At 66.0% G+C, this 25551-nt stretch carries 30 protein-coding genes and 2 tRNA genes; 26 read left to right on the top strand and 6 right to left on the bottom strand.

From position 1 onward, the window contains the following. The first annotated feature begins 6 nt into the window (after positions 1–6). From hisH to IAG39_RS00805, 10 genes are all read left to right on the top strand, one after another. Complete coding sequence (gene hisH / locus IAG39_RS00850; protein ID WP_118933482.1) at positions 7–702, top strand: imidazole glycerol phosphate synthase subunit HisH; 696 nt, start codon at positions 7–9, stop codon at positions 700–702. A gap of 56 nt (positions 703–758) precedes the next feature. Next, positions 759–1499, top strand: coding sequence for a 1-(5-phosphoribosyl)-5-[(5-phosphoribosylamino)methylideneamino]imidazole-4-carboxamide isomerase (hisA, locus tag IAG39_RS00845; protein WP_054455505.1), 741 nt, complete (start codon positions 759–761; stop codon positions 1497–1499). Then, positions 1496–2314: an imidazole glycerol phosphate synthase subunit HisF gene (gene hisF, locus IAG39_RS00840; RefSeq protein WP_059376785.1), complete on the top strand. Its 819-nt coding sequence runs from the start codon at positions 1496–1498 to the stop codon at positions 2312–2314. Before hisA ends, hisF begins: the two co-directional genes overlap by 4 nt. Before the next feature lie 281 nt (positions 2315–2595). Continuing rightward, positions 2596–3000 (top strand): phosphoribosyl-AMP cyclohydrolase, encoded by a 405-nt coding sequence (gene hisI / locus IAG39_RS00835; RefSeq protein WP_054455509.1) that lies wholly within the window; start codon positions 2596–2598, stop codon positions 2998–3000. Beyond that, positions 2997–3347 (top strand): phosphoribosyl-ATP diphosphatase, encoded by a 351-nt coding sequence (locus tag IAG39_RS00830; protein ID WP_013390944.1) that lies wholly within the window; start codon positions 2997–2999, stop codon positions 3345–3347. Before hisI ends, IAG39_RS00830 begins: the two co-directional genes overlap by 4 nt. A gap of 17 nt (positions 3348–3364) precedes the next feature. Next, a complete protein-coding gene (locus IAG39_RS00825) occupies positions 3365–3733 on the top strand; it encodes a histidine triad nucleotide-binding protein (RefSeq protein WP_054455512.1) in 369 nt (122 codons plus the stop codon). A 14-nt stretch (positions 3734–3747) separates the two neighbouring features. Then, positions 3748–3978: a Sec-independent protein translocase subunit TatA gene (gene tatA, locus IAG39_RS00820; RefSeq protein WP_054455514.1), complete on the top strand. Its 231-nt coding sequence runs from the start codon at positions 3748–3750 to the stop codon at positions 3976–3978. A gap of 71 nt (positions 3979–4049) precedes the next feature. After that, entirely contained in the window at positions 4050–4580 is a 531-nt protein-coding gene (gene tatB / locus IAG39_RS00815; RefSeq protein ID WP_059376782.1) for a Sec-independent protein translocase protein TatB, read from the top strand. Further along, positions 4577–5368, top strand: a complete 792-nt coding sequence (gene tatC / locus IAG39_RS00810) for a twin-arginine translocase subunit TatC (protein WP_059376778.1) — start codon at positions 4577–4579, stop codon at positions 5366–5368. Before tatB ends, tatC begins: the two co-directional genes overlap by 4 nt. 77 nt (positions 5369–5445) lie before the next feature. Beyond that, positions 5446–5814 (top strand): helix-turn-helix domain-containing protein, encoded by a 369-nt coding sequence (locus IAG39_RS00805; RefSeq protein WP_059376775.1) that lies wholly within the window; start codon positions 5446–5448, stop codon positions 5812–5814. Positions 5815–5841: 27 nt separating this feature from the next. On the opposite strand, the gene IAG39_RS00800 is transcribed toward IAG39_RS00805, so the two are convergent. Then, positions 5842–7002: a trypsin-like peptidase domain-containing protein gene (locus tag IAG39_RS00800; RefSeq protein WP_059376772.1), complete on the bottom strand. Its 1161-nt coding sequence runs from the start codon at positions 7000–7002 to the stop codon at positions 5842–5844. Between the two features lie 19 nt (positions 7003–7021). On the opposite strand from IAG39_RS00800, the gene IAG39_RS00795 reads away from it, so the two are divergent. From IAG39_RS00795 to IAG39_RS00785, 3 genes are all read left to right on the top strand, one after another. Further along, entirely contained in the window at positions 7022–7798 is a 777-nt protein-coding gene (locus IAG39_RS00795) for a Nif3-like dinuclear metal center hexameric protein (protein WP_118933481.1), read from the top strand. Positions 7799–8067: 269 nt separating this feature from the next. After that, positions 8068–8694 (top strand): glutathione S-transferase family protein, encoded by a 627-nt coding sequence (locus IAG39_RS00790; protein WP_059376767.1) that lies wholly within the window; start codon positions 8068–8070, stop codon positions 8692–8694. Between the two features lie 50 nt (positions 8695–8744). Further along, positions 8745–10076: an MFS transporter gene (locus tag IAG39_RS00785; protein WP_118933480.1), complete on the top strand. Its 1332-nt coding sequence runs from the start codon at positions 8745–8747 to the stop codon at positions 10074–10076. A 33-nt stretch (positions 10077–10109) separates the two neighbouring features. On the opposite strand, the gene IAG39_RS00780 is transcribed toward IAG39_RS00785, so the two are convergent. Next, positions 10110–11138: an AraC family transcriptional regulator gene (locus IAG39_RS00780; protein WP_059376761.1), complete on the bottom strand. Its 1029-nt coding sequence runs from the start codon at positions 11136–11138 to the stop codon at positions 10110–10112. Between the two features lie 144 nt (positions 11139–11282). Between IAG39_RS00780 and IAG39_RS00775 the strand changes: the two genes are divergently transcribed. Further along, positions 11283–12050 (top strand): aldolase, encoded by a 768-nt coding sequence (locus tag IAG39_RS00775; protein ID WP_118933479.1) that lies wholly within the window; start codon positions 11283–11285, stop codon positions 12048–12050. 117 nt (positions 12051–12167) lie between these two features. On the opposite strand, the gene mscL is transcribed toward IAG39_RS00775, so the two are convergent. Next, on the bottom strand, positions 12168–12614 hold the full coding sequence (gene mscL, locus IAG39_RS00770; protein WP_042795720.1) for a large conductance mechanosensitive channel protein MscL: 447 nt from the start codon (positions 12612–12614) through the stop codon (positions 12168–12170). 140 nt (positions 12615–12754) lie between these two features. Here mscL and petA point away from each other — a divergent pair, with 140 nt between their 5' ends. The 6 genes from petA to IAG39_RS00740 all read left to right on the top strand — a co-directional run bounded on the left by petA (position 12755) and on the right by IAG39_RS00740 (position 17100). After that, positions 12755–13390: a ubiquinol-cytochrome c reductase iron-sulfur subunit gene (petA, locus tag IAG39_RS00765; RefSeq protein ID WP_054455534.1), complete on the top strand. Its 636-nt coding sequence runs from the start codon at positions 12755–12757 to the stop codon at positions 13388–13390. Positions 13391–13464: 74 nt separating this feature from the next. Beyond that, a complete protein-coding gene (locus IAG39_RS00760; RefSeq protein WP_059376757.1) occupies positions 13465–14853 on the top strand; it encodes a cytochrome b in 1389 nt (462 codons plus the stop codon). A gap of 23 nt (positions 14854–14876) precedes the next feature. Beyond that, positions 14877–15728: a cytochrome c1 gene (locus IAG39_RS00755; protein ID WP_059376756.1), complete on the top strand. Its 852-nt coding sequence runs from the start codon at positions 14877–14879 to the stop codon at positions 15726–15728. A gap of 154 nt (positions 15729–15882) precedes the next feature. After that, a complete protein-coding gene (locus tag IAG39_RS00750) occupies positions 15883–16494 on the top strand; it encodes a glutathione S-transferase N-terminal domain-containing protein (protein WP_006388039.1) in 612 nt (203 codons plus the stop codon). 12 nt (positions 16495–16506) lie between these two features. Beyond that, a complete protein-coding gene (locus tag IAG39_RS00745) occupies positions 16507–16956 on the top strand; it encodes a ClpXP protease specificity-enhancing factor (protein ID WP_118933478.1) in 450 nt (149 codons plus the stop codon). A 68-nt stretch (positions 16957–17024) separates the two neighbouring features. Next, positions 17025–17100: transfer RNA gene (locus IAG39_RS00740), tRNA-Thr, on the top strand. A gap of 57 nt (positions 17101–17157) precedes the next feature. Here the strand turns inward: IAG39_RS00740 and IAG39_RS00735 are convergent. Beyond that, positions 17158–18123: a Bug family tripartite tricarboxylate transporter substrate binding protein gene (locus IAG39_RS00735; protein WP_118933477.1), complete on the bottom strand. Its 966-nt coding sequence runs from the start codon at positions 18121–18123 to the stop codon at positions 17158–17160. Positions 18124–18153: 30 nt separating this feature from the next. Next, entirely contained in the window at positions 18154–19575 is a 1422-nt protein-coding gene (locus tag IAG39_RS00730; RefSeq protein WP_118933476.1) for an amidase, read from the bottom strand. Between the two features lie 147 nt (positions 19576–19722). On the opposite strand from IAG39_RS00730, the gene IAG39_RS00725 reads away from it, so the two are divergent. The 5 genes from IAG39_RS00725 (at position 19723) to IAG39_RS00705 (ending at position 23519) form a co-directional block, all read left to right on the top strand. Beyond that, positions 19723–20544: an IclR family transcriptional regulator gene (locus IAG39_RS00725; RefSeq protein ID WP_118933475.1), complete on the top strand. Its 822-nt coding sequence runs from the start codon at positions 19723–19725 to the stop codon at positions 20542–20544. 65 nt (positions 20545–20609) lie between these two features. Further along, positions 20610–20685: transfer RNA gene (locus IAG39_RS00720), tRNA-Asn, on the top strand. A gap of 134 nt (positions 20686–20819) precedes the next feature. Further along, positions 20820–21734: a transcriptional regulator GcvA gene (gene gcvA / locus IAG39_RS00715; RefSeq protein WP_118933474.1), complete on the top strand. Its 915-nt coding sequence runs from the start codon at positions 20820–20822 to the stop codon at positions 21732–21734. A 97-nt stretch (positions 21735–21831) separates the two neighbouring features. Continuing rightward, the gene (locus IAG39_RS00710; protein WP_054455544.1) at positions 21832–22305 is read left to right on the top strand and encodes a RidA family protein; all 474 of its coding nucleotides are present in this window, start codon (positions 21832–21834) and stop codon (positions 22303–22305) included. A 17-nt stretch (positions 22306–22322) separates the two neighbouring features. After that, a complete protein-coding gene (locus tag IAG39_RS00705) occupies positions 22323–23519 on the top strand; it encodes an aminotransferase class V-fold PLP-dependent enzyme (RefSeq protein WP_118933473.1) in 1197 nt (398 codons plus the stop codon). A gap of 25 nt (positions 23520–23544) precedes the next feature. On the opposite strand, the gene IAG39_RS00700 is transcribed toward IAG39_RS00705, so the two are convergent. After that, a complete protein-coding gene (locus tag IAG39_RS00700; RefSeq protein ID WP_118933472.1) occupies positions 23545–24438 on the bottom strand; it encodes a DMT family transporter in 894 nt (297 codons plus the stop codon). Positions 24439–24593: 155 nt separating this feature from the next. Here IAG39_RS00700 and IAG39_RS00695 point away from each other — a divergent pair, with 155 nt between their 5' ends. Beyond that, the gene (locus tag IAG39_RS00695; protein ID WP_118933471.1) at positions 24594–25484 is read left to right on the top strand and encodes a helix-turn-helix domain-containing protein; all 891 of its coding nucleotides are present in this window, start codon (positions 24594–24596) and stop codon (positions 25482–25484) included. Positions 25485–25551 lie beyond the last annotated feature (67 nt).

Below are 25551 nucleotides of genomic sequence, written 5' to 3'. Positions count from 1 at the left end.
AAAGAAGTGACCACTATCGCCATCGTCGACTACGGAATGGGCAATTTCCATTCCGTCGCCCGCGCCCTGAAATACGCCGCCCCCGATGCCGACATCCGCATCTGCAGCCAACCCCAGGAAATCGCCGCGGCCGACCGCGTCGTGTTTCCCGGCCAGGGCGCCATGGCGGACTGCATGCGCACCCTGAACGAATCCGGCCTGCGCGAGGCCGTCGTGCGCGCCGCGCGCGAGAAGCCCCTGCTGGGCGTCTGCGTGGGCGAACAGATGCTGTTCGATTCCAGCGAGGAAGGCGGCACCTCCTGCCTGGGGCTGTTCCCCGGCGTGGTGCGCCGCTTCTCGGGCCCCAGCTTTGCCGACCCCGTCAGCGATGACGCGGCCTGCCTGACCGACACCGGCGCCGCCGGACTGGCCGACACCCGCCCCGAGCGCCTCAAGGTCCCACACATGGGATGGAACAAAGTGCGCCAGACGCGCTCTCATCCTATCTGGGCCGGCATTCCGGACGAAACGCACTTCTATTTCGTCCATAGTTACTACGCCGACCCGGAAGATCCGGACCTGACTGTTGGTGAAACCGAGTATGGCCTTGCCTTTACCTGCGCGGTGGCGGCAGCTAACATTTTCGCGGTGCAGTTTCACCCCGAAAAGAGCGCCGAGCACGGTTTGCGCCTGTATCGCAATTTTGTAGACTGGCAGCCGTAGGCTCCGAGCCCACGCCCGCCAGCCCTTTCAACCCATATATTTTTTCGCTGCCCACCATGCTGCTGATCCCCGCCATCGATCTCAAAGACGGGCGCTGCGTGCGCCTGCGCCAGGGAGACCTGGACGATGCAACGGTGTTCTCTGAAGACCCCGCCGCCATGGCCACACGTTGGCTCGACCAAGGCGCGCGCCGCCTGCATCTGGTCGACCTGAACGGCGCCGTCGCCGGCAAACCCAAGAACGAAGCCCCCATCAAGGCGATCCTGGACGCTGTCGGCGACGACATCCCCGTGCAGATCGGCGGCGGCATCCGCGACCTCGACACCATCGAACGCTACCTCGACGCCGGCATTTCCTACGTGATCATCGGCACGGCCGCGGTCAAGAACCCCGGCTTCCTGCAGGACGCCTGCGGCGCCTTCCCGGGCCAGATCATCGTCGGCCTGGATGCCCGCGACGGCAAGATCGCCACCGACGGCTGGAGCAAGCTGACCCGCCACGACGTGCTCGACCTGGCCAAGAAGTTCGAGGACTACGGCTGCGAAGCCATCATCTACACCGACATCGGCCGCGACGGCATGCTGTCCGGCGTCAACGTCGAAGCCACGGTCCGCCTGGCCCAGCACGTGCGCATCCCGGTCTACGCATCGGGCGGCATCGCCGGCATCCAGGACATCGAAGCCCTCTGCGCCGTCGAGGAAGACGGCGTCGAAGGCGCCATCCTGGGCCGCAGCATCTACGAAGGCACGCTCGACTTCCAAGCGGCGCAGGCACGCGCCGACGAACTGGCAAAATGACCACCTCCAGCAGCACCCCCGCGGCCGGCGCGCCCGTGCAAAGCGCGCTGACCCGCCGCATCATTCCCTGCCTTGACGTCACCGCGGGCCGCGTCGTCAAGGGCGTGAACTTCGTCAACCTGCTCGACGCGGGCGACCCCGTCGAGATCGCCCGCCGCTACAACGAGCAGGGCGCCGACGAACTCACCTTCCTCGACATCACCGCCACCAGCGACGGCCGCGACCTGATCCTGCCCATCATCGAGCAGGTGGCCTCGCAGGTCTTCATTCCGCTGACGGTGGGCGGCGGCGTGCGCCAGGTGTCCGACATCCAGCGCCTGCTGAATGCCGGCGCCGACAAGATCAGCATCAACAGCGCCGCCGTGGCCAATCCGGAACTGGTCCGCGCCGCTTCGGACTACCACGGCTCGCAATGCGTGGTGGTGGCGATCGATGCGCGCCGCGTCTCGGCCCAGGGCGAACCCGCCCGCTGGGAAGTCTTCACCCATGGCGGCCGCAAGGCCACCGGGCTGGACGCCGTGGCCTGGGCGCGCCGCATGGCTGCCTACGGCGCGGGTGAAATCCTGCTGACCAGCATGGACCGCGACGGCACCAAGTCCGGATTCGACCTGGAACTCACGCGCGCCGTATCAGACGCCGTGCCCGTGCCCGTCATCGCCTCCGGCGGCGTGGGCAATCTGCAGCATCTGGCAGATGGCGTCACCACCGGCCGCGCCAGCGCGGTCCTGGCCGCCAGCATCTTCCACTTCGGCCAGCACACCGTGGGCGAGTGCAAGCGCTTCATGGCTGGCCTCGGCATCCCAGTACGGATGTAGTCCCCCCCGAAGCGCCTGCGGCGCTTCCCCCCAGGGGGCGCCGCAGCGGACCGGCGGAGCCCGGCTCCGCGCGGCCTCGCTTGAGTGGCGCCTCGAGTTGGATAGGCCGGATGCTTGGCACGCATTGAAAAACCCAGCTCGCCTGGCCTGAATTGGGGATAGTCTGGATCAGTTTGGGAAGCCCCTCTCAGGCGTGCAACAAGGTATTGCCGTAAGATGATGAGTCCCCACGCGCCAGTGGCGGCCTGCAAGGCGCCGCGCGAGGACAACGGATGAATGAGATGAGCAACGAACCCGCCTGGATGGCCGACGTCGTCTTCGACGAAAACGGCCTGATACCCGCCATCGCGCAGGACGCCGAAAACGGCCAGATCCTGATGGTGGCCTGGATGAACCGCGAATCGCTCGCCGAAACGGCCGCCACCGGGCGCGCCGTTTACTGGTCGCGTTCCCGCCAGCGCCTGTGGCGCAAGGGCGAAGAGTCCGGCCATGCCCAGGAAGTGCACGAACTGCGCCTGGACTGCGACGGCGACGTGATCCTGCTCAAGATCCACCAGCAAGGCGGCATCGCCTGCCATACCGGGCGCGCCAGCTGCTTCTACCGCCGCCTGGAAGGCCAGACCGACCAGGCTTCCTGGATCACGGTGGACCCCGTGCTGAAAGACCCAGAACTGATCTACAAATGACCGCTCAAGCCGCAAGCGCCGCCGAAATCCTCGCGCGCATCGCCGATACCCTGGAAACCCGCCGTCCCGAAAACGGCGGCGATCCCCAAGCCTCCTATTCCGCCAAGCTGCTGGCCAAAGGCCCCGACGCCTTCCTCAAGAAGATCGGCGAAGAAGCCACCGAACTGGTCATGGCCGCCAAGGACGGCGTGCCCGACCGCATCGTCAGCGAAACCGCCGACCTGTGGTTCCATTGCCTGGTGGCCTTGACACATTTCAAGCTTCGGCCCGAAGACGTACTGGCCGAACTGGCTCGCCGCGAGGGCCTGTCCGGCCTGGCGGAAAAGGCGAGCCGCCCGCAAGACTGAACACGGAACCCGGAAAAATGAGCGACAACTGTATTTTCTGCAAGATCGCCGCTGGCGACATCCCGTCCAAGAAAATCTACGAGGACGAGGACTTTGTTGCGTTCCACGACATTAATCCGGCCGCGCCGGTACATTTATTGCTGATCCCTCGACGTCATGTCACATCCATGCAGGATATTAAGGGGGAGGACGCAGAATGGTTGGGTAGAATGATGTCGTTAGCGCCGCGGTTAGCCGCTGAAAACGGTTGCAATCCGGGCCCTGATGGCGGATTTCGCATCATGATCAATTCTGGCGTCGAAGGCGGCCAGGAAGTCCCGCATCTGCATTTCCACATCATCGGCGGCTCGCGACCCTGGAAAGGGCGCGTGGCCCCCAACGCGTAATTCGGAGAAACATCATGGGTAGTTTCAGCATCTGGCATTGGTTGGTTGTCCTGGTCATCGTGGCGCTGATTTTCGGCACCAAGAAGCTGCGCAACATCGGCTCGGACCTGGGCGGCGCGGTCAAGGGCTTCAAGGAAGGCATGAAGGACGCCAACGGCGGCGACAAGCCGGCCGAGCCGATCGCGCAGCAACGCGTCTCCGGCGACACCATCGACGTGCAGGCCAAGGAAAAATCCAACTCCTGAGCGCCTGCTCGGCTCCCGGGCCGTCCTGAACAGGCCGGCCCTTATTGCATCCACTCCCGAGCGGCCGTCGAATGTTTGATGTCAGCTTCACTGAACTGATGGTGATCGGCGTCATCGCCCTGATCGTCATCGGCCCCGAACGCCTGCCCAAGGTTGCCCGCACCGTCGGCCACCTGCTCGGGCGCGCGCAGCGTTACGTCAATGACGTGAAATCCGATATCCAGCGCGAAATCGAGCTCGACGAACTGCGCAAGTTCAAGAGCGAAATGGAAGATGCCGCCCAGGGCGTGCAGAAGTCGCTGAACGAAACCCAGGCCTCGCTGCAGGAACCCGTCCAGCAGTTCCGCGCTGAACTCGACGAGGTCGCGCGCGAAGCCAACATCAAGGCCGAACCGTCCGTGGCCAGCGAAACGCCTGCCGAACCCGAACGCAGCATCGCGCCGCCGCCCAGCCAGAACCACAGCCTGAACCTGGACCTGGATCTGCCGCCGGTGGCTGCGCCCGCGCCCGCCGCGACCCAACAACCCGCGCCCAGCGCGCCCAAGGCCGACGACGCCGCGCCCGCCGCCAAGCCCGTCGCGCCCTCCGGAACCCCGACGTGACCCAGGACGCCTCCCAAGAAGAAGGCCAGCAGGAGACCTTCATCTCCCACCTGGTCGAGCTGCGCACCCGCCTGCTGCGCGCCGCCGCCGCCGTGATCGGCATATTCATCGTGCTGTTCATCTACCCCGGCGCGTCGGCCATTTACGACGTGCTGGCCCAGCCCATGCTGGCTTCGCTGCCCGAAGGCACGCGCATGATCGCCACCGGCGTCATCACGCCGTTCATGGTGCCGGTCAAGGTCACGATGATGGCCGCGTTCATCCTGGCGCTGCCCGTGGTGCTGTACCAGGCCTGGGCCTTCGTGGCGCCCGGCCTGTACCGGCACGAGAAGCGCCTGGCGCTGCCGCTTATCGTTTCCAGCACCTTTCTGTTCATCGCGGGCATGGCGTTCTGCTATTTCGTGGTGTTCCGCACGGTGTTCCACTTCATCGCCACGTTCGCGCCGCAGTCCATCACGCCAGCGCCGGACATCGAGGCCTACCTGAGCTTCGTCATGACGATGTTCATGGCCTTCGGCATCACCTTCGAAGTGCCCGTGGCCGTGGTGCTGCTGGTGAAGATGGGCGTGGTCGAACTCTCCAAATTGAAGGCCGCGCGCGGCTACGTGGTGGTGGGCGCCTTCATCATCGCCGCCGTGGTCACGCCGCCCGACGTGGTCAGCCAGTTCATGCTGGCGGTGCCTCTGTGCCTGCTGTATGAGGTCGGGCTGATCTGCGCCCGGCTGGTCACGCCCAAACCAGAAGCAGAGAGCGAGGCCGATTCGGACTCGCTGACAGAGCGCCACTGATCCCTTCGAACGGTCCTGCCCACAAAGCAGGACCGTTTCACCTTGTGGGCGGCCCACGGCAACTCTACATTGCCCTCATGTCACTCGCCCAAAGACTGCACACCCTGATGCGCTGGCGCGGCATCAAAAGCCAGAACCAGCTGGCTCGCATTTCTGGCGTGCCGCAATCGTGCATCCATCGGATCCTCATGCGCGAAGACTGCTACTCGCCGTCTCGCGCTACCTTGCTGCGCCTGGCGCGGGCGCTGGACACCAGCGTGCCGTGGCTGACCGACGGCGTGGGGCCGGGCGGGGATGCGCCGCACAACGGCGCGTCCCCGCCGGACGACGGCCCGGACGGCTATTGCACGGAAATATGGGCGCTGCTGCGCAATCAATCCGAAAGCACCAAGAAAGCCATCTTGTCGGCGGTGCGCCTGATGGCCAAGGACCCCGCCGCAACCTGAACCCCCACCCGCGGACCCGGCGCGGTCCTAGCGCGGCTTGCCCGGGCGCGTGCCCACCACCACCGCCAGCTCGGCTGGCTTACCGCTGCGCAATATGCCCAGCTTGGCGCTCTGGCCCGGCGGCAGCTGCGCGATCTCCGACAGCAGGCTGGCGGTGTCCATCATGCGCTTGCCGTTGACCGACTGCACGATGTCCCCCACCCGCAGGCCGCCGCGCGCCGCCGGCCCGTCGCGCATCACGCCGGCGATGATCACGCCCGCGGTATCGCGATCCAGCCCGAACGCACGCGCCAGCTCCGGCGTTACGTCCTGCGGCTCCACGCCCAGCCAACCGCGCTTGACCGCGCCGGTCTTGACGATCTCGTCCATGACCTTGCGCGCGATCTCGATGGGGGTGGCAAAGCCTATGCCCATCGACCCGCCCGATTCGGAATAGATGGCGGTATTGATGCCCACCAGATTGCCGGCGGCGTCGACCAGCGCGCCCCCGGAATTGCCGGGGTTGATCGCCGCGTCGGTCTGGATGAAGTTCTCGTAGGTGTTCAGTCCCAGCCCGTTGCGGCCCAGCGCCGATACGATGCCCAGCGTGGTGGTCTGCCCCACCCCGAACGGATTGCCGATGGCCAGCACCACGTCGCCCACCCGCAAGCCCCGGTCCGGCGCCAGCGTGGCCGCGGGCAGGGACCGCAAGGTGGCCAGCTTCAGCACGGCCAGATCGGTGTCCGGATCCGCGCCCACCACTTTCGCGGTATCGCGACGGCCGTCGGACAGCGCAACCTCGATCGCTTCCGCCGCCTGCACCACGTGGTAGTTGGTCAGCACGTAGCCGTCCTGGTTCACGATCACGCCGGACCCCAGGCTGGTCGAGGCCTGGCGCCGCGTCACGCCCGGCACCTGGCCAAAGAACTGGCGCAGCACCGGATCGTCGGGCAGCGGAATCAGCGGCACGTTAACGTGCTTGGTGGTGTATACGTTGACCACGGAAGGCGCGGCGCGGGCCACGCCGTCCGCATAGGACGCCGTGGCCTGGGCGCGCGCAACGGGCGGTCTTGCGGCGGCCGCCGCGGACTGAGGTCCCGCCGCCGGCCCGGCCAGCCGCAGCAGGTCGGGCCGCAAGGTCGTCACGACGAATAGAATACCCAGGCAGACCGTGACGGCCTGAGCAAAGATCAGCCAATATCGGCGCATGATTCTGATAGGACTAGCTATGAGTAAAGTGGACTCCCACGTCCTGGCCAACTGGCTGGACGACACCCTGCAAACGGCACGCTTCAAGGACTATTGCCCCAACGGGCTGCAGGTGGAAGGCCGATCCGAAATCGCACACATTATCGCCGGAGTCACGGCCAGCGAAGCCCTGCTGCGCGTGGCGGTCGAACGCGGCGCGGATGCGGTGCTGGTGCATCACGGCTGGCTCTGGCGCAACGAAGACCGCCGCGTCATCGGCACGCGCCGCGCGCGCATGGCCCTGGCCCTGAAAAACGACCTGAACCTGTACGCCTACCATCTGCCGCTGGACGCGCATCCCACGCTGGGCAACAACGCGCAGCTGGCGCGCGTGCTGGGCCTGACGCCCGCGCTGCGCGATGACGGCGCGCCGCAAACCTGTGGCCCAGACAACCTGGTCTGGCTGGGTACGGCGACGGGCGTGGCAACGCTGGGCCAGCTGGGCGAGCGAGTGGCCGAACGCCTGGGCCGCCAGCCGTTGGTGGTGGGCGACCCGGACATGCCCCTGGCGCGCGTGGCCTGGTGCACGGGCGGCGCGCAAGGCATGCTGGGCGATGCGGCGGACGCGGGCGCCAGCGCCTACATCACGGGCGAGGTTTCCGAATCCACCGTGCACCTGGCGCGCGAAACCGGCGTGGGCTTCATCGCCGCGGGCCACCATGCCACCGAGCGCTACGGCGCGCAGGCGCTGGGCCAGGCGGTCGCGGAACGCTTCGGCATCAAGGTCGAATTCGTCGACATCGACAACCCGGCATAACCGGCTCCGCCTCCTCAAGATCGCCCCCGCAAGGGGGCGTTTTCATTGCACGGCTCCCAGCGCGACCGTGCGCGCCGTCCGTGCCGAATCCGCAGGACTCGGCTAGGGGAAAACCAGAGGGCGCGATCAAGGCGGCGCCTGTGCGTCGCATCTGGTCAATCGCGGTTCTCTCCCTGTCAATTCCGCGCGCAGTCCAGCGCCCTAGCATTCCATGCAGCCGCCCGCTGCCGGCCTTTTCCGGCCGGGCCTCCTACACACGGAGCCATTGAATGCTGACCCTCTACGACCACCCGCGCTCCGGCAACTGCTACAAGGTGCGCCTGTTTCTCGCGCTCATCGGCCGGGACTACCAAAGCAGGTTCGTCGACGTGCTGGCCCGCAAGAACCAGACCGCGGAGTTCGAGCGCGTCAGCGCCTTCCAGCAGATCCCCGCGCTGACCGATGGCGACACGGCCATCTGGGACAGCCACGCCATCCTGCTGCATCTGGCGCATCACTACGCCCCCGAATGGCTGGCGCCGCTGCCTCGCATCGGCGCCATGCACGCCTGGATATCGGTGTCCGCCAACGAGATCGCCAACAGCCTGCAGCCGCTGCGCCTGACGCGCGTGGTAAGCAACGCCGAGGCCGCGCACCACCTGGGCGTGAGCGAGGCCTTGCTCGACGTGCCCGGCATGCAGGCCCGCACCGACCGCGTGCTGCAGCGCCTGGAAAAGCGCCTTGCGGACCACGCCTGGCTGGCGGGCGGCGAAGCGCCGACCGTGGCCGACATCGCCTGCTACGGCTACCTGGCGCTGGCCGAGGAAGCCGCCATCGACATCGCCGCCTATCCCGCCATCGCGGCGTGGCGCAAGCGCATCCAGCAGTTGCCAGGGTACGTGCCGCCAGGACCCTGAGTCCCGCGCACAACGACAAGAACCATTACTACAAGACAAGAGGGAACCACATGGACGCCATCCAGGCCGCGCAGCCTATTGCCCAATCACACAAGAAACCGAACCTGTTCCGGGTCGCCGTTGCCACAGTCATCGGCACCGCCGTGGAAGCCTTCGACTTCCTCGCCTACGGCACCGCCGCGGCGCTGGTGTTCAACAAGATTTTCTTCCCGCAGTTCGACCCCGTCACCGGCACGCTGGCAGCCTTCGGCGCCTTCGCCAGCGGCATGCTGGCGCGGCCCATCGGCGGCATCCTGTTCGGCCATTTCGGCGACCGCATCGGCCGCAAATCCATGCTGACGCTCAGCCTGCTGCTGATGGGGATCTGCACGGTGCTCATCGGGCTGTTGCCGACCTATGAACAAATCGGCATCTCGGCTGCGGTGCTGCTGGTGGTGCTGCGCATCGGCCAGGGGCTGTCGTTCGGCGGCGAGATGGGCGGCGCCATGCTGATGGCGGTAGAACACGCGCCGCCCAAATGGAAGGCGTTCTTCGGCAGCCTGCCGCTGGTGGGCGCGCCCCTGGGCATCCTGCTGTCGGTGGGTTCCTTCGCGCTGGTGACGCGGTTGCCGGAAGCGGACTTCCTGTCCTGGGGCTGGCGCCTGCCGTTCCTGGCCAGCGCAGTGCTGATCGTCGTCGGCCTGTTCATCCGCCACGGCATCGACGAATCGCCTGAATTCGAAGAGGTCAAGCGCGAGAAGGCGCGCAACAGACAGTCCGTGCAAGACAAGATGCCCTTGGGCGAATTGCTGCGCGCGCACGGCAAATCGTTGCTGCTGTGCATAGGCTGCAAGATTGCCGAGGTCACGCTGATCTACACCTTTCTGGTGTTCTCGGTTTCCTACGCGGTGTCCAAGCTCGGCTTCAGCCGCGCCGACGCGCTGCATGCCTTGCTTTACGGCGCTGGCGTGCTGATGTTCACCATTCCGCTGTTCGGCGTGCTGGCCGACCGCATCGGCGCGCGCCGCGTCTGTGGCTGGGGCGGCATGCTGCTTGGACTCATGGCCATTCCGATCTTTCTCGCGGTGGGCAGCGGTTCGCTGATGGCGTACAGCCTTGCCGTCTTCGTCGCCATGGCCTTCAACTACGCGATCATGATCGCGCCGCAATCCAGCCTCTACAGCGCGCAGTTTCCCGCGGAGCTGCGCTATTCCGGATTGTCCATCGGGGTCCAGTTCTCGGCCGCCATCGGCGGCGGGCTGGCGCCGCTGATCTCGGCCACGTTGGTGCAGAAGTTCGACAGCATTCTTCCCGTCGGCGTCTATCTGGCCTTCCTCGGCATCGTGGCGGGTAGCTCCGCGTTTCTCATGAAGCCCACCCCGCAGGACATGCGCCGGGGCTGACGCGCAGGAACGGCATGAGCAGGCGGCGCGGCGCTAGGCGCCGCCGTTGCCGCTTCTGGCGGTCTTGCGATACAGGGCCGGCGACATGCCGAAGCGTTCATGAAAGCGGCGAATGAAATGGCTCGCGTGCTGAAAGCCGCAAGACGCCGCGATGTCCTTGACTTCGACGTGCGCGCGCCGCGGATCCTCCAGCGCTTCCCGGGCCAGCTGCAGGCGGCGTTCACGCACATAGCTGGTGTATTGCAGCGAGCGCATCTTGAACAGCCGGTGCACCCAGCGCGTGGTCACGCGCAGCACATCCGCCACCGCCTGCACCGACAGTTCCGGATCGGTGATGTGGGCATCGATATAGCTGGCCAGCACCTGCCAGTTGTCGGCGGGCGCGCGCGCATCGCCCGGTATCTTCTCCAACGCCTGGCTGGTGTAGATCGAGGCCAGCAGCGCCAACAGCGCCTGCTCGGCAAATAGCGACGACGTCGGATTCGATTCCGCCTTGTCGAAGAACACATGATGCAGGCAGCGATGGGCGGTCTGCACCATGGGCAGGACCGCCACGCCGCGTTGCGCGGTGAACTGCGACATCGCCAGGCTATGCGCGCCCAGCAGGCGCGACAGCGGCCCCTTGACCACCACGATGCGCGAATCGGTGTACATCCGGATTTCCGATGGCAGGGCGGTCGTGCGGAAGATGATGTCGCCGGGTTCCAGCGGCAGCGTCGCGTCGTTCTGCACGATGACGCCATGGCCCGCAATCACAAAGCTCGCCAGGAACTCCGCATGCTCCAGATCGGCCGCATGCTCCGCGCGGTGGTGCACGCTGATCGGCGTGGACTCCAGGCTCACCACCAGCCCGCCCGCGCGCAGCCTGCAGGCCTGCAATAGCAGCCTGGGCGGTTCGGTCAGCGCCCTGAATTCGCCCGGCAGCACCAGCTTGTCCAGCTCGCGCTCGTAGCCGGCGATCTCCTGCGCATAGAAAGGGCGGAACTGCGGCGCAAAGTTCAGATCCGCCTCGGAACAGGCGGGCCGGGCGGATGGATTCACTGTCTGGCGGGCGCGTGGCATGCTCGGAACACTCTGTCGGGTCGGCCAACACTGGCCGAAAGGCGCCGGTCTTCCTGTCGCATTGAGTCAACCCTCGTTCGTGATCGGTCAATCGCGGGCGGCGGAGGCCGGCGTGTAATGGAGCCATTATCCCAAGGAGACCCCATGCTGGAAAAACAAGCCCATGCCGACGCCTTCTTTGCGCGCTCCGCGAACAAGCTCGACTTCGGGAACTGGAGCGAAGAAGAAAAGGTGGCGCTGAGCTGCCGCATTCTCGCCAGCGAAGGCCATTCGGAAACCCTGGCGGGCCAGATCACCGTGCGCAAGGAAGACGGCACGTTCCTGACGACGCCCTTGGCCCAGGCCTTCGACGAGATCATCCCGGCCTCGGTCATCCGCATCAACGACAACATGGAGGTGCTCGACGGCCCCGGCACGCCCAACCCCGCCGTGCGCTTTCACTTCTGGGTCTATCGCCAGCGTCCCGACGTGCAGTGCATCATCCACACGCACCCGCCCCATGTCTCGACGCTGTCCATGACGGGGCAGCCGCTGGTGGTCGCGCACATGGACGCGACGCCGTTCCACAACGACTGTGCCCATTTGAAGGAATGGCCCGGCCTGCCCATCGCCGACCAGGAAGGCGAGATCATCTCGGCGGCGCTGGGCGGCAAGCGCAGCATCCTGCTGGCCAACCACGGCTTTCTGGCAGCGGGCTCGTGCATCGAGGAAGCGCTGTACCTGTCGGTGCTGATCGAACGCGCCGCCCGCAATCAACTACAGGCAGCCGCCGCCTATGGCGAGGTGAAACCGGTGAATGACGCGCTGGCCGCCGAATCGCACGATTTCCTGTTGAAGCCTAGCATCGTGCGCGCAAGCTTCGCCATGTTCGCGCGGCGCGTCGAACGGCAAATGGCAGCAGAACGGGACTAGGGGAAGGGAACAGGCAGCGGATCGTTCAGCGGGGGCCGGCACGCGCCGGCGGGAACGTCCGCCAGCCGCGGCCCGGATCCGCGTCCATGCGGATCCCGGGCCGGCGGCAGCATCGGATCAGGGCTTCTTGAGCAGATCGCGGATTTCACGCAGCAGCGCCACGTCTTCGGGCGTCGCGGCGGGCGCCGGCGCTTCCTCGGCCTTGGTGCGGGCCTTGTAGATGGCCTTGACCATCCAGAAGATCACGAAGGCCAGCAACACGAAGTTGATGATGATCGTGACGAAGTTGCCCCACGCAAATACGTTGGCACCGGCCTTGGTGAGGTCGGCGTAGGTCATGGGGCCGTTGTAGCCGGCCGGCATCGACAGAACCAGGAACTTGTTCGAAAAATCGACCGAGCCTCCGAGGATGAAGTTGACCAACGGCATGACGATGTCCTTGACCAGCGAATCGACGATCTTGCCGAACGCCGCGCCGATGATGACACCGACCGCCAGGTCCACTGCGTTGCCTTTGACAGCGAAATCTCGGAATTCTTTGACGAAACCAGTCGCTTTGCTCATAAAAGCACTCCCTTCGTGATACGCCCGTGAGTGGGCTGGCGCTATAATACGCGGTTGCTATGTTGTTACAAATTCCCGCGAACCCGATGCCGCAGAAGTGATGCTACTCGTAGAGCGGGCGCATCAACAAGGATAGGAAGATGAGTCAGGATACGCTGGTGCACGATGATGACGGTGCGGTTGATCCCAACCTGCCACCTGATCCTTCGCGACGTTTCTGGGTTACCACCGCCTGTGCTGTGGGTGGCGTAGCAGGTGTCGCAACGGCAGTGCCGCTTGTGAGCACGTTTTCTCCCTCCGAAAAGGCCCGCGCTGCCGGGGCTCCCGTTGAAGTGGACGTCGGCGACATTCCCGTCGGCACCATGAAGACGGTTGAATGGCGCGGAAAACCGGTCTGGATCATCCACCGGTCGCCTGAACAACTCGCTGGTCTCAAGACCCAGGACGCGCTGCTGGCCGATCCTGATTCCAAGCGCCCCGGCTTCACGCCCAAATACGCCGAAAACGAAGGCCGCTCGCGCAAGCCCGAGCTCTTCGTCTGCGTCGGCATCTGTACCCACCTCGGCTGCTCGCCCACGTCCCACTTCGAAAAGGGCGGCAGTCTGGGCGCCGACTGGCAGGGCGGCTTCCTCTGTCCTTGCCACGGCTCCACGTTCGATCTGGCCGGCCGTGTCTACAAGAACAAGCCCGCTCCCGACAACCTCGAAGTCCCGCCGTACCAATATCTCACCGACACCCGCATCATCGTGGGCGTCGATGAAGACAACAAGGCCTGACGCGCGCGTCGCGCTTTTTTCCCGAATTACGTAAGTAAATCCGCATTACGCCACGTGAGAGAAGGAGCCGTTACATGGCTGGCGAGAAAACCGTCGAGACGACAGGCCTGTTGGGCTGGCTGGACCGGCGCTTCCCGGTGACCTCTACCTGGAAAGCCCATCTGTCCGAGTACTACGCACCGAAGAACTTCAACTTCTGGTACTTCTTTGGCTCACTGGCCCTACTGGTGCTGGTGCTGCAGATCGTGACCGGCATCTTCCTGGTCATGCACTACAAGCCGGACGCGGAACGCGCGTTCCAGTCCGTCGAATACATCATGCGCGAAGTCCCGTGGGGCTGGCTGGTGCGCTACATGCACTCCACCGGCGCGTCGATGTTCTTCGTCGTCGTGTACCTGCACATGCTGCGCGGACTGCTTTACGGTTCCTACCGCAAGCCGCGCGAGCTCGTGTGGATCTTCGGCGTCGCGATCTTCCTCTGTCTGATGGCGGAAGCCTTCTTCGGCTACCTGCTGCCCTGGGGCCAGATGTCCTACTGGGGCGCACAGGTGATCGTGAACCTGTTCGCGGCCATTCCCTTCATCGGTCCTGAGCTGTCGATCTGGATCCGCGGCGACTACGTCGTGTCGGACGCCACGCTGAACCGCTTCTTTGCCTTCCACGTCATCGCCATCCCGCTGGTGCTGGTGGGCCTGGTCGCGGCCCACCTGGTGGCGCTGCACGAAGTCGGTTCGAACAACCCGGACGGCATCGAGATCAAGCAAGGCCCGAAGGACAAGTACGGCCGCCCGAAGGACGGCATCCCGTTCCACCCGTTCTACTCGGTGCACGACCTGATGGGCGTCGCCGGCTTCCTGCTCGTGTTCGCGTTCATCGTGTTCTTCGCGCCGGAAATGGGCGGCTACTTCCTCGAGTTCAACAACTTCATCCCCGCTGACTCGCTGAAGACGCCCCCGCACATCGCGCCGGTCTGGTACTTCACGCCGTTCTACTCGATGCTCCGCGCCACCACCGACGAGTTCACCTGGGTGCTGGCGGGCGCTTCCGTGCTGGGCGCCATCGCGCTGCTCGTCAAGAGCAACCTGAAGGGCTTCATGCGCATCGCCGTCCCCGGCATCCTGATCGTCGTGGCCGTGCTGCTGCGCGTGATCGACGCCAAGTTCTGGGGCGTGGTCGCCATGGGCGGCACGGTCGTCATCCTGTTCTTCCTGCCGTGGCTGGACCATTCCCCGGTCAAGTCGATCCGCTACCGCCCGACCTGGCACAAGTGGATCTACGGCATCTTCATGGTCAACTTCCTGGTGCTCGGCTACATCGGTACGCAGCCGCCCAGTCCGCCGTTGAACGTCACCTCGCAGATCGGCACGCTGCTGTACCTGGCATTCTTCTTCCTGATGCCGGTATGGAGCCGCCTGGGCACTTTCAAGAAGGTGCCCGACCGCGTCACGTTCCACGCCCACTGAGCCCACCAGATAACGGATTAACCATGATCAAGAAGCTGATTGGTGCCGTGGCCTTGATGCTCACGTGTACCGCCACCCTCGCCGCCGGAGGCGGCTACCCCCTGGACAAGGCCCCGTACCGCGTCAACGACATGGCGTCGCTGCAGAACGGAGCCAAGCTGTTCGTCAACTACTGCCTGAACTGCCATAGCGCGTCCTCGATGCGCTACAACAAGCTCAAGGACATCGGGCTGACCGACCAGCAGATCAAGGAAAGCCTGCTGTTCACCGGCGAAAAGGTCGGCGACATGATGAACGTCGCCATGACCCCGAAGGACGCCAAGCAGTGGTTCGGCACGACGCCCCCGGACTTGTCCGTGATCGCGCGCGCCAAATCCGTGAACGCCGGCCCCTCGGGCGCCGATTACATCTACACCTACCTGCGCACCTTCTACCGCGACACCGCGCGTCCCACGGGCTGGAACAACCTGGTCTTCCCGTCGGTGGGCATGCCCCACGCGCTCTGGGAAGTGCAGGGTCCGCGCGAGCTCACGACGGTCGCCATGCACGAGGTCGAAGGCAAGGAAGGCGCCCCCAAAACCTGGGAACGCGTCACCACGGTGTACGATGCACAGGGTTTTTCCACGGTCAAGGCCGAACCGGTAGCCAACTACCACGGCCATGCCACCTTCGATGCCAAATTCAAGGCCGCTAACCCGGCCCAAGTCGCAACATACGACAACGACGTCGCCGACCTGACTGCGTTCATGTCCTGGATGGCCGAACCCGTCCAGACATTCCGCGTCCGTCTCGGCGTCGGTGTCATGTTGTTCCTGCTGCTGTTCTTCCTGGTTACCTGGCGCCTCAACGCCTCGTACTGGAAACACGTGCGCTAACCGCAACGCCCCGCCAGGTTCTTATCCGTCCCCGATTGCAAATGGGGACGGCATCAGCGGATAGGGCTGTACGCCTATCCCGCCTGGCAATTGGGGCCAGCGCCTGCTAGATTAAGGCGCTGGCCTTTCGTTTTTCAATAAAGGACTTACCGCCATGATGGTGCTCTATTCCGGAACCACGTGTCCGTTTTCGCAACGCTGCCGCTTCGTGTTGTTCGAAAAAGGCATGGATTTCGAGATCCGCGACATCGACCTGTACAACAAGCCCGAAGACATCTCGGTGATGAACCCGTACGGTCAAGTGCCCATTCTGGTCGAACGCGACCTGGTCCTGTACGAGTCGAACATCATCAACGAGTACATCGACGAGCGCTTCCCGCATCCCCAGCTCATGCCCGCCGACCCGGTCATGCGCGCCCGCACCCGCCTGTTCCTCTACAACTTCGAGAAGGAACTGTTCGTCCACGTCTCGACGCTGGAAGACCGCAGCGCCAAGCCCGACGAAAAGAAGCTGGCCAACGCCCGCCAGAACATCCGCGACCGCCTGGCCCAGCTGGCCCCCATGCTGCTGAAGAACAAGTACATGCTGGGCGAGGAATTCTCCATGCTCGACGTGGCCGTGGCTCCGCTGCTGTGGCGCCTGGACCACTACGGCATCGAACTGCCCAAGAACGCGGCTCCGCTGCAAAAGTACGCCGAACGCATCTTCTCGCGTCCGGCCTACATCGAAGCGCTGACGCCTTCGGAAAAAGTGATGCGTCGCTAAGGCTGTTGCGTGATGGGTGAAACTTCGACCAAACCGTACCTGATCCGCGCGCTGCACGAATGGTGCACCGATAACGGCTATACGCCCTACATCACCGTGCAGGTCGACGAGCACACCATGGTGCCCGTCGCCCATGTGCGCGACGGCCAGATCACGTTGAACGTGGGCACGCTGGCCACCAACCGCCTGGTGCTGGGCAACGAATTCATCGAATTCCAGGCCCGCTTCAGCGGCGTGACCGAAAACGTCTACGTTCCCGTGGGTGCCGTCAGCGCCATCTACGCGCGCGAAACCGGCGCCGGCATGGGCTTCGAAGTGCAGCCCTACGAACCGCCGGAAGCGGGCGCCCAGGGCGCGACGGCCGCCGCCGCGCCCGAAGGCTCCGACGCCGACGCCGCCCCCGGCGACGACGGCGGAGACGACGACGAACCCAAACGTCCGCGCCTGACCATCGTCAAATAAGGCATCCCCGCAGGGCCGGCATTTTTTTCATTACAATGCAGCCCTTCGCGTGCCCCCGGGTACGCAGCGCCGGTGTAGCTCAGTTGGTAGAGCAGCTCACTTGTAATGAGAAGGTCGAGGGTTCGATTCCTTTCACCGGCACCAAGAACGAATGAAAAAGGCCGACTCCAGGAGTCGGCCTTTTTTCTGCGCGGCCGGGATTCAATCCGGCTTGATCCCCGCAGCCTTGATGATCGCCACATTGCGCTCCAGTTCGGTTTCCACCTTGCGGCGGAACGCGGCCGGATCGGCGTACGTGGCGTCGAACCCCAGTTGCTCCAGCTTGGCGCGTGTATCGGGTTCAGCCATGACCGCTTCGATCTCCTTGGACAAGCGGGCGACGATGGGCGCGGGCGTGCCCTTCGGCATCACCACGCCGAACCAGGTTTCGAAGTCGTAGTTCGCCACGCCGCCTTCCGCGACGGTGGGCACGTCAGGCACCAGGGCCGAGCGCGCGTTGCCGGTCAGGGCCACGGCGCGCGCCTTGCCCGCCTTGATCTGCGGCAAGCCCGCGACCAGCGTGTCGATCGACAGCGGGATCTGATTGCCCAGCAGGTCGGCCATGGCGGGCGCGCTGCCGCGATAGGGCACATGCAGCAATTTGGCGCCGGTACGCTGCGCCAGCGATTCACCCGCGATGTGCGGCGTGGAACCGTTGCCGAAGGAACCGAAGCTCAGCGGCTGGGCGGCCGACTTGCTCTTGATGTCGGCAACGGTGGCGATGCCCGTCTGCGGATTCGTGAGGATCACGAAGGGCGTGCTGCCGGCAATCGCGACATACTCGTAGCTCTTGATCGGGTCGTAGTTCAGATTCGGATAGAGCAGCGGGTTGAGCGTGAAAGTGGGCGCTCCGGTGATCATGAACGTATAGCCGTCCGGAGCAGCGCGCGCGACGGCCGCTGCGCCGATGCCGGTATTGGCGCCCGGCTTGTTCTCGACCACGACGGTCTGCCGCAGGCGATCGCCCAGCTTGGCGGCGAACAGGCGGCCAATGACGTCCGTCGAACCGCCCGGCGGGAATGGCACGACCATCGTGATCGGCTTGCTTGGATAGTCCTGCGCCGCGGCCAGAGCCGGCCCGACAGCCAGAGCGCACAAGAATGCGCTCTTGGCGATGTGCTTGATCATGCGTAATTCCCCTTGTGTTGGTTGTGTGGTTCAGTCGGCCAGAGCCGGCGTCCGGCGCCAGCATTGCGTGGCTTGCTCAAACGCGTGGGCAAGCTGCAGCAGGGCGCGCTCCTGGCGGTAGCGCCCGACGATCTGGATGCCTACCGGCAGCCCCTCGGCCGTAAAGCCACAGGGCACCGAAATGGCTGGATGTCCTGTCAGGGACAGGTAATAGCCCGAACGCATCCAGTCGATGTAATTGAGCATCGGCGTACCCTCGATGCTGCCGACGGTTTCCTGCTCGACCGGAAACGGCAGCACCTGGCTGACCGGGCCGATCATGAATTCGTATGTCTGCATGAAGGCGTGCATGCGCGCGAACAGCGCGGCGCGGTCCCGCTCCGCCTGCACGACGGCGGCGGCGGATTGCCGCAGGCCGAGCTCGATGTTCCAGATCACCGTGTCCTTGAGCAGATGCCGGTGCTCAAGCAACGCGGCCTCATAGCCCACGGCAAAGGTCTGTCCGCGCAGGGCCTGGAACGCGGCATCCGCGCCGGAAAAGTCGGGGCAGGCCGGCTCCACGCGCGCGCCCAGATCCGCAAACACAGGCAGCCGCTGCTCCAGGGCCTGCACCACCGCGGGTTCGACGGGCAAATCCCCCCAGGTCGGCGCATAGGCGATGCGCACGCCTTTGAAATCGCGCTCCAGGGCGCCAAGAAAGCAGGCCGGATCCTGTTCAATGGCCAAGGGATCGCGCGAATCGGGACCGGCAGTGGCGGCCAGCAGCAAGGCCACATCGGCCACGGTGCGAGCCATGGGTCCGGCCACGGTCAAGGTATTGTAGGGACTGGCCGCGGGCCATTGCGGCACGCGGCCCGGGGAAGGACGCAGGCCCACGACATTGCAGAACGAGGCCGGATTGCGCAACGAGCCGCCCATATCCGTGCCGTCGGCCAGCGGCGCCATGCCGGTAGCCAGCGCGGCAGCGGCGCCGCCGCTGCTTCCGCCGGCGGTCATGCGCGGGTCATAGGGATTACGGGTGGCGCCGAATACGGTATTGAAGGTTTGCGAGCCCGCGCCGAATTCGGGCAGATTGGTCTTGCCCAGGGTGATGGCGCCAGCGGCGCGTTCGCGGCTGACGATCAGGCTGTCCCGCTCCGGCACAAAGTCGCGGTATAGCGGCGAACCATAGGTAGTGCGCATGCCCGCCGTCAGGAACGAGTCCTTGTGCACGATGGGCAGGCCGTGCAACAGACCCAGAACCTGCCCGCCTGCCTGACGCTCGTCGGCCCGGGCCGCGCCGGCCATTGCGGCTTCGGCGTCCAGCGTGACGATGGCATTGATCCGCGGATTCCAGGCCTCGATGCGCCGCAGATGCGCCGCCATGAGTTCCCGGGCGCTCAGATGCCCGGCTGCGATTTCCCCGCGCAGCGCGACGGCGGTCATGTCGCATAGGGTCGATTCGATAGTCATTTGCTGCCTAAAAGTATTGCTATGCAATACAAAGTATTGAATACTTAACTTTATAGTGGGTATTGCCAAGCCGGACAATCCGGGGAAACTAGCGCCTGCCCAGCCCCCGGCTGCCATCGCCGCCTGCCCCGCACTCGAGAAACCTCCATGAAAAAGCGCCAGCCATCCCCTCCCGATGTCGCACCGGCAACGTTGCCGCCAGAGCCGGCGGCCGCCGACGATCCGCTGTACGTCGCATCGCTGGAAAAAGGCGTCCGGGTGCTGGAAGCATTCCGCGATGCCGGCGACTCGCTGGGCCTGACCGACATCGCCACGGTGACCGGCCTGGGCAAGAGCGCCGCGCAACGCTTCGTGCATACCTGGGAACGCTTGGGCTATCTGGTCAAGGAAGCCGCCTCGCGACGCTACCGCCTAGGGCCGCGCGTGGTGGAGCTCGGCTACTTTTTCCTGCGCAGCGACCGGCTTGTGTCCATGGCCGCGCCGCACCTGGTCGCGCTGCGCGATCGTTGCGGGTTGGCGGTGCATATGAGCGTGCTGGCGGGCAGCGACATGATCTATCTGTTGCGCCTGCCCAGCCGCCAAATGACCCTGGCGGAAATGCTGCCGGGACGCCGCATGCCGGCATGGTGCAATAGCGCGGGACGCATACTGCTAGCGCAGCTGGACGACGAAGCCGTGCGACAGGCGCTTCTGCGTTCGCCCCCGCGCGCCTTCACCCCTCGCACCGTGATCGATCCCGAAGCGTTGCTGGCGCTGGTCCGGCAAGCCCGGGATGAGGGCTACGCCCTGACCGAAGACCAGGTCCTGCAGAATCAGGTGGGCGCGGCCGTGCTGCTGCGCGATGCCCGCGCCATGCCGCTGGCCGCCATCAGCGTCAGCGCGCCGCGCCACGACTATTCCACCGACCGCCTGGTGCGCGACATCGTGCCCCAGCTGTTCCGCACGGCGCAGGCGATCCAGAGCGCCTGAACCCGCGCGCGGGGCCGTTTTGCATTCTTCCGTTTTTTTGTGCATAATTCGCCCCCTCTACCTGTTCCCCGATAGCTCAGTCGGTAGAGCGACGGACTGTTAATCCGCAGGTCGCTGGTTCGAGCCCAGCTCGGGGAGCCAAAGAATGCAGTACTGAAGGGCCCGCAACTTGTTGCGGGCCTTTTGCATTTGGACGCGGCGCAAGCGGCCTGTTTGCCGGGCCGCGCGCGGCGTACGATGATGCGCATTCCCTCATCACCACATCGCCTGCCTCCATGCGTTCCGCGCGATCCCTGCCTGCCCTGGTTTCCCTGCGCGCCTTTGAAGCGGCCGCGCGGCGCATGAGCTTTTCGCTGGCCGCGCAGGAACTCTTCGTGACGCAAAGCGCCATCAGCCACCATATCCAACGGTTGGAAGCCGAGCTGGGCGTGGCGCTGTTCGAGCGGCTCACCCGCGCCGTGGCGCTGACCGCGGCGGGTCAGGCCTATTACGAGCGCGTGCACGCGGCCTTCGAACTGCTGCGCCAGGGTACCGACGAGATCCGTGCGCCCGAGACTGTGCGGCAGACGCTGCGCGTCGGGCTGCTGGCCTCGTTCGCCACGCGCTGGCTGGCGCCGCGCCTGGCGGCGTTTGCCGCCGCTCATCCCGACATCGATCTCCAATTGCAGCCCGACATCGGTTTGGCGGACGTCGCGGGCGGCGAGGTCGACGTCGCCATCCGCTACGGGCGCGGCGTGTGGCCCGGCGTGCGGGCGCGGTTGATCATGGCGGAGCGGCTGTCGGTGGTCTGCGCGCCCGCGCTGATCGCGGGCAGGAAACGCCCGCGCACGCCGCAGGATCTGCTGCGATTTCCGTTGCTGGCCTCGCATGCCCGCCATCCCTTCGAATGGGACGCCTGGGCCCGGCATCATGGCGTGGACCTGGGCGGCGTGCGGCCCGTGCGTCTGCATGACTACAACATCGTTGTGGAAGCGGCGCTGGCGGGGCAAGGCATGGCGATGGGCCGCCACCGCCTTATCGCCGCCCAGCTCGCCAGCGGCGCGCTGGTGGAGGCCCTGCCTGACGCCGCGCTCGAATCTCCCCGTATCGGCTGGTGGTTCGTGACGCCGCGCGGCGCGCTTGGCGACGCGGCGCAGCGCTTCCACGCGTGGCTGGCGCAGGTAGCCGCGGAGCAAGACGATACACATTAGTTTTACTCATGTGTACTGCGCGAAAATTGATTGGTCAGGGTCCGCAGTGGCCGATAGCATGAGGCTTGCCCTTAGTTTCCCTATTCAGGAGTCCCTCATGACCCGCTCGATCTCCGGCCGCGTGGCCGAACTTGGCCTGACCCTCGAAGCCGCCGCCGCTCCCGCCGCCAACTACGTGCCCTTCGTGCAGGAAGGCAACCTGCTGTATATCTCGGGCCAGATCTCCCGCAAGGACGGCAAGGCCGCCTATCTGGGCCGCCTGGGCGACCAGGTTTCTGACGCCGATGGCGTGGCAGCGGCGCGCTTGTCGGCGCTGGGCCTGCTGTCGCAGATCGCCGCCGCCACCGGCGACAAGCTGGACCGCGTGGCGCGCGTCGTGCGCCTGGGCGTGTTCGTGGCCAGCACGCCGGATTTCAACCGCCAGAGCGCCATCGCCAACGGCGCCTCCGACCTGATGGTCGAAGTGTTCGGCGACGCCGGCCGCCATGCGCGCAGCGCCGTCGGCGTGGCGTCCCTGCCCCAGGGCGTGGCGGTGGAAATCGAAGCCGTTATCGCGCTCACGCAAGCCTGATCCCCGCCGGAGCCGCCATGTCCGCCCCCTTGACTCCCAGCGCCGTGGAGGCGTTGCGCGCCCAGACCCCAGGCGCGCACACCACCGTCCATTTCAATCACGCCGGCGCGTCGCTGCCCTCGGCCGCCACGCTGCACGCCATCCACGCCCACCTGCACCGCGAAGCCACGCAAGGGCCTATGGAAGCGGGTGTGCGGTCGCGGGAGCTGATCGAGCAGGCTCGCACGCTGGCGGCCCGGCTGCTCAACGCGGACGCGGCCGAGATCGCGCTGACCGGCGGCAATTCGCCCGGCTGGGGCGCGGCCTTCGCGGCGATGGCGCCGTGGCGCGCCGGCGACCGCATCCTGGTGGGCCGCCACGAATGGGGCGGCAACCTGGCCGCCATGCGGCTCAAGGCGCAGCGTGCTGGCGCCACGCTGGAAACCATCCCCTCGGACGACAGCGGCTGCGTCGATCCGCAGGAGCTGGAGGCCATGCTCGATGAGCGGGTGCGCTTGATCGCGCTGACCTGGCTGCCCGCCAACGGCGGCCTGATCAATCCGGCCGCCGCCATCGGCAGCGTGGCGCGCCGTCACGGCATCCCGTACTTCGTGGACGCGGCGCAAGCCGTCGGCCAGTTGCCCGTGGACGTGGCGCAGATCGGCTGCGATGTGTTGAGCGGGGCGGGACGCAAGGCATTGCGCGGCCCGCGCGGCACCGGCCTGCTATATGTGCGGCGCGACTTCCTGGACCAGCTCACGCCCGCCTTCGTCGACACCCATTCCGCGCCCCTGGGCGCCGATGGCGAACCCGTACTGCGCCAGGACGCCGCGCGCCTGGAATCGGCGGAGGCCTCGCTAGCGCTGCGCTGCGGCCTGGCCAACGCCTTGCAGGAAGCCCTGGACATCGGCCTGCCAGCCATCCGCGCGCGCATCGCCGCCACGGCCCAGGCCCTGCGGACCGAACTGGCGGCCATCCCCGGCATCACGGTGCTGGACCAGGGCCGCGAACGCTCGGGCCTGGTGTCCTTCGACCTGGCCGGCCAGGACGCGGTATCCGTGCAGCGCGCCATGGCCGCGCAGGGCATCACCATCGGCAGCAACGGCGTGTCCTACACGCCGCTGGACATGCAGGCGCGCGGCCTGACCCAGATCGCGCGCGCCTCGGTCAGCTATCTGACCAACGACGCGGAAATCGATCGCCTGCTGGAAGGGCTGCGCGCGCTGACCCGCTAGGGCTTTGCCCGGCCCTGGGCCAAGCTCAAGCCGCCGCGCCCCGCGCGAAGGGCGTCCACTTGGTGAAGACCAGCAGGTTGCCCAGCATCACCAGCGCCAGGCCCAGCAGGGCCGGCGCCGTCCATTGATACCCTTCGGCAAAGGTGGACACGCTCAGGGCCACAACCGGGAACAGCACCGTGCAGTAGGCGGCCCGCGCCGGGCCCATGCGGCCCACCAGCGTCAGATAGGCGGTGAAGCCGATCACGGAGCCCGGAATCGCCAGATAGAGCAGGGCGCCGACGTAGGAAGGCGAGGTATCGAAGTCGAATGGCAGACCCGCCGCCAGGCACCCCGCCAGCAGGATGGCTGCGCCATAAAGCATGCTATAGGCATTGCCGGTCAAGGGCCGGATGCCGGCGCGCTGCTGCAGCGACGACAGCATGTTGCCCGTCGAAAAGCAGAACGTGCCCAACAGGGCAAAACCCAGGCCCAGCAAGGTTTCATGGCTGGCCTCCTGCCCCGCCAATTCGGGCCAGAACAACAGCACCAGGCCGGAAAAGCCCAGCGCGCCGGCCACCATCACGCGCGGCGCGACGCGGGTGCCGAACCACAGGCGGGCATTCAGCGCGTTCCACAGCGTCGCCGCCGAAAACACCACCGACACCAGGCCGCTGGGAATCCATTGGGTCGCCGTGTAGAAGCACAGGAAGTTCAGGCAGAACAGGCACAGCCCCTGGCCCACGCAAAGCCAGTGGCCGCGCCGGTCCATTTTCTGCAGCTTGCGGGTCAGAGCCAGGGCCGCGAACAGCACCAGGCCCGCCAGCGCAAACCGGTAGAAGATGGAGACGGGAATGGCCACCACGCCCAGCTGCAGCTTGATGGCGATCCAGGTGGTGCCCCAGATGACGACAGTGAGAAAATACAGGAAGAGGTTCACGATGCGATGCTGAAACAGGGACGCGGAAGGGCGGTCCGCAAGACCGTCGGGAAACCAAGTTTGCGCCTCCCCGGCCCGCAAGAATTGCCGGTTCTTGCGGTTTTCTTCCGCGCGCGCACGCGTCGCGCGCGGGATCGCAGTAGCATTCCACCCATATGGCTACCGTCGCCTCGGCCCCGGCCGATTTCTCCGTCTTCCGCACCCTGGCGGGTTCCACCGCAACGCTGGGGCGCGCCGCCGCGCTGGGCGATGGCATCGCCATTTCGCAATGGTCGCGCAGCGCCCACGAAACCATGGGCTACGACAACCCGGGCCATCACACCCTGTCGCTCTATCTGCGCGGCGGCGACAAGTCGTTCCGCCTGGGCCCGGACCGGCTGCACGGCGGCGCCGGCAAGTTCTGCGTGCTGCCCTCGGAGCACTATTCGCGCTGGTGCATGAACGACAGCGTGCAGTTCCTGCACCTGTACATCGCGCCGGAACGCCTGGCCCGCGAAGCCGTCATGCGGCTGGACTGCGAGCCCCGCACACTGGAACTGCGCGACCGCACCTACATCCACGACGACTCGCTGATCGACGTCTGCCGGCAGCTGCTGGAAACCGACTGGAACCAGACAGCTGACCGGCTGGCCGCCAGCAGCGCCGCCGAAACAGTCCTGCACCATCTGCTGAACCAGGGTGTGGCGCGCAGGCCCGCGGCAACGCTGCGCGGCGGCCTCGCGCCCGTCGTGCGCCGGCGCATCATGGACTACGTGGACGCGCACCTGGCCGAGCCGCTGACGCTGGACGAACTCGCGGGCGTGGCGGCGCTCTCCACCTACCACTTCGCCCGCATGTTCCACACCTCTTTCGGCGAGCCGCCGCACGCCTGGGTGCGGGCGCGGCGGCTGGCGCATGCACGCAAGCTGCTGGCGGCCGGCAAGGGCGACCTGGCCGGCATTGCCCAGGCCTGCGGCTTCGGCAACGCCAGCCATCTGGCGCGGGTCTTCCGCGACACCGTCGGCGTCACGCCCGGACAGTACCGCAGCGCCCGCGCCAGCCACTGACGCGTGGGGGCTGCGGCCCCGTTTCCCGTCCCGCCCGGTCTACAATGGTCCACCGCCCCCAGGGCCT

It is taken from the genome of Achromobacter xylosoxidans (genome assembly GCF_014490035.1).
Classification (GTDB): domain Bacteria; phylum Pseudomonadota; class Gammaproteobacteria; order Burkholderiales; family Burkholderiaceae_B; genus Achromobacter; species Achromobacter bronchisepticus_A.
This window is presented reverse-complemented; position numbering and strand designations above follow the sequence as displayed.

Coding starts and splice junctions, on each gene's coding strand:
- hisA (WP_054455505.1), top strand. CDS start 759: ATGCTGCTGATCCCCGCCATCGATCTCAAAGACGGGCGCTGCGTGCGC.
- hisF (WP_059376785.1), top strand. CDS start 1,496: ATGACCACCTCCAGCAGCACCCCCGCGGCCGGCGCGCCCGTGCAAAGC.
- hisI (WP_054455509.1), top strand. CDS start 2,596: ATGAGCAACGAACCCGCCTGGATGGCCGACGTCGTCTTCGACGAAAAC.
- IAG39_RS00830 (WP_013390944.1), top strand. CDS start 2,997: ATGACCGCTCAAGCCGCAAGCGCCGCCGAAATCCTCGCGCGCATCGCC.
- IAG39_RS00825 (WP_054455512.1), top strand. CDS start 3,365: ATGAGCGACAACTGTATTTTCTGCAAGATCGCCGCTGGCGACATCCCG.
- tatA (WP_054455514.1), top strand. CDS start 3,748: ATGGGTAGTTTCAGCATCTGGCATTGGTTGGTTGTCCTGGTCATCGTG.
- tatB (WP_059376782.1), top strand. CDS start 4,050: ATGTTTGATGTCAGCTTCACTGAACTGATGGTGATCGGCGTCATCGCC.
- IAG39_RS00805 (WP_059376775.1), top strand. CDS start 5,446: ATGTCACTCGCCCAAAGACTGCACACCCTGATGCGCTGGCGCGGCATC.
- IAG39_RS00800 (WP_059376772.1), bottom strand. CDS start 7,002: ATGCGCCGATATTGGCTGATCTTTGCTCAGGCCGTCACGGTCTGCCTG.
- IAG39_RS00795 (WP_118933481.1), top strand. CDS start 7,022: ATGAGTAAAGTGGACTCCCACGTCCTGGCCAACTGGCTGGACGACACC.
- IAG39_RS00790 (WP_059376767.1), top strand. CDS start 8,068: ATGCTGACCCTCTACGACCACCCGCGCTCCGGCAACTGCTACAAGGTG.
- IAG39_RS00785 (WP_118933480.1), top strand. CDS start 8,745: ATGGACGCCATCCAGGCCGCGCAGCCTATTGCCCAATCACACAAGAAA.
- IAG39_RS00780 (WP_059376761.1), bottom strand. CDS start 11,138: ATGCCACGCGCCCGCCAGACAGTGAATCCATCCGCCCGGCCCGCCTGT.
- IAG39_RS00775 (WP_118933479.1), top strand. CDS start 11,283: ATGCTGGAAAAACAAGCCCATGCCGACGCCTTCTTTGCGCGCTCCGCG.
- mscL (WP_042795720.1), bottom strand. CDS start 12,614: ATGAGCAAAGCGACTGGTTTCGTCAAAGAATTCCGAGATTTCGCTGTC.
- petA (WP_054455534.1), top strand. CDS start 12,755: ATGAGTCAGGATACGCTGGTGCACGATGATGACGGTGCGGTTGATCCC.
- IAG39_RS00760 (WP_059376757.1), top strand. CDS start 13,465: ATGGCTGGCGAGAAAACCGTCGAGACGACAGGCCTGTTGGGCTGGCTG.
- IAG39_RS00755 (WP_059376756.1), top strand. CDS start 14,877: ATGATCAAGAAGCTGATTGGTGCCGTGGCCTTGATGCTCACGTGTACC.
- IAG39_RS00750 (WP_006388039.1), top strand. CDS start 15,883: ATGATGGTGCTCTATTCCGGAACCACGTGTCCGTTTTCGCAACGCTGC.
- IAG39_RS00745 (WP_118933478.1), top strand. CDS start 16,507: ATGGGTGAAACTTCGACCAAACCGTACCTGATCCGCGCGCTGCACGAA.
- IAG39_RS00735 (WP_118933477.1), bottom strand. CDS start 18,123: ATGATCAAGCACATCGCCAAGAGCGCATTCTTGTGCGCTCTGGCTGTC.
- IAG39_RS00730 (WP_118933476.1), bottom strand. CDS start 19,575: ATGACTATCGAATCGACCCTATGCGACATGACCGCCGTCGCGCTGCGC.
- IAG39_RS00725 (WP_118933475.1), top strand. CDS start 19,723: ATGAAAAAGCGCCAGCCATCCCCTCCCGATGTCGCACCGGCAACGTTG.
- gcvA (WP_118933474.1), top strand. CDS start 20,820: ATGCGTTCCGCGCGATCCCTGCCTGCCCTGGTTTCCCTGCGCGCCTTT.
- IAG39_RS00710 (WP_054455544.1), top strand. CDS start 21,832: ATGACCCGCTCGATCTCCGGCCGCGTGGCCGAACTTGGCCTGACCCTC.
- IAG39_RS00705 (WP_118933473.1), top strand. CDS start 22,323: ATGTCCGCCCCCTTGACTCCCAGCGCCGTGGAGGCGTTGCGCGCCCAG.
- IAG39_RS00695 (WP_118933471.1), top strand. CDS start 24,594: ATGGCTACCGTCGCCTCGGCCCCGGCCGATTTCTCCGTCTTCCGCACC.